Below are 1,817 nucleotides of genomic sequence, written 5' to 3'. Positions count from 1 at the left end.
AAAAAAATCAAACCTTAGTCAATAACGGAAATAGATATTAAAAAGACAATTCTATTTTTTTATAAATAGTTAGAGTCAAACTTCATTTTTACAATGGAGAGTTTGATCCTGGCTCAGGATGAACGCTAGCGGCAGGCCTAATACATGCAAGTCGAACGGGATCCAGATGAAAGCTTGCTGATTCTGGTGAGAGTGGCGCACGGGTGCGTAACGCGTGAGCAACCTACCCATATCAGGGGGATAGCCCGAAGAAATTCGGATTAACACCGCATGACACAGCGATCTGGCATCAGAATGCTGTTAAATATTTATAGGATATGGATGGGCTCGCGTGACATTAGCTAGTTGGTAAGGTAACGGCTTACCAAGGCTACGATGTCTAGGGGCTCTGAGAGGAGAATCCCCCACACTGGTACTGAGACACGGACCAGACTCCTACGGGAGGCAGCAGTAAGGAATATTGGTCAATGGAGGGAACTCTGAACCAGCCATGCCGCGTGCAGGATGACTGCCCTATGGGTTGTAAACTGCTTTTGTACGGGAATAAACACTGATACGTGTATCAGCTTGAATGTACCGTAAGAATAAGGATCGGCTAACTCCGTGCCAGCAGCCGCGGTAATACGGAGGATCCGAGCGTTATCCGGATTTATTGGGTTTAAAGGGTGCGTAGGCGGCTTATTAAGTCAGGGGTGAAAGACGGCAGCTCAACTGTCGCAGTGCCTTTGATACTGATGAGCTTGAATGTGATTGAAGATGGCGGAATGAGACAAGTAGCGGTGAAATGCATAGATATGTCTCAGAACTCCAATTGCGAAGGCAGCTATCTAAGTCATGATTGACGCTGATGCACGAAAGCGTGGGGATCGAACAGGATTAGATACCCTGGTAGTCCACGCCCTAAACGATGATAACTCGATGTTAGCGATATACAGTTAGCGTCTTAGCGAAAGCGTTAAGTTATCCACCTGGGGAGTACGCCCGCAAGGGTGAAACTCAAAGGAATTGACGGGGGCCCGCACAAGCGGAGGAGCATGTGGTTTAATTCGATGATACGCGAGGAACCTTACCCGGGCTTGAAAGTTACTGAATTATCTAGAGATAGATAAGTCCTTCGGGACAGGAAACTAGGTGCTGCATGGCTGTCGTCAGCTCGTGCCGTGAGGTGTTGGGTTAAGTCCCGCAACGAGCGCAACCCCTATGTTTAGTTGCCAGCATGTAGTGGTGGGGACTCTAAACAGACTGCCTGCGTAAGCAGAGAGGAAGGTGGGGACGACGTCAAGTCATCATGGCCCTTACGTCCGGGGCTACACACGTGCTACAATGGATGGTACAGCGGGCAGCTACCTTGTAAGAGGATGCTAATCTCGAAAAGCCATTCACAGTTCGGATTGAGGTCTGCAACTCGACCTCATGAAGTTGGATTCGCTAGTAATCGCGTATCAGCAATGACGCGGTGAATACGTTCCCGGGCCTTGTACACACCGCCCGTCAAGCCATGAAAGTTGGGGGTGCCTAAAGCATGTAACCGCAAGGAGCGTGTTAGGGTAAAACCGATAATTGGGGCTAAGTCGTAACAAGGTAGCCGTACCGGAAGGTGCGGCTGGAATACCTCCTTTCTAGAGAATACGTTATTGGTATTCGTTACGTTATATACATGATTAAAAGAGACATTAGAAGAAAGTGCCCACCCCGAAAGAAGTAGGAGTGGTTACCGAGAGAAAGATGAGAAGAAGATAGCTAGTCCCGTAGCTCAGTTGGTTAGAGCACTACACTGATAATGTAGGGGTCAGCAGTTCAAATCTGCTCGGGACTAC

Annotated in this window: 1 tRNA gene and 1 rRNA gene; both read left to right on the top strand. The window is 48.4% G+C overall.

Going from position 1 to position 1,817, the window contains the following annotated elements:
* Positions 1–90 precede the first annotated feature (90 nt).
* Positions 91–1,619 (top strand): 16S ribosomal RNA (locus H8B04_RS16815).
* 123 nt (positions 1,620–1,742) lie between these two features.
* Positions 1,743–1,816, top strand: a tRNA-Ile gene (locus tag H8B04_RS16810).
* The last annotated feature ends 1 nt before the right edge of the window (position 1,817 follow it).

It is taken from the genome of Sphingobacterium litopenaei, assembly GCF_014692495.1.
In the GTDB taxonomy this organism is placed as follows: Bacteria; Bacteroidota; Bacteroidia; order Sphingobacteriales; family Sphingobacteriaceae; genus Sphingobacterium; species Sphingobacterium litopenaei.
The sequence above is the reverse complement of the archived record's forward strand: the minus strand, read 5'-3'. Positions and strand labels throughout refer to the sequence as shown.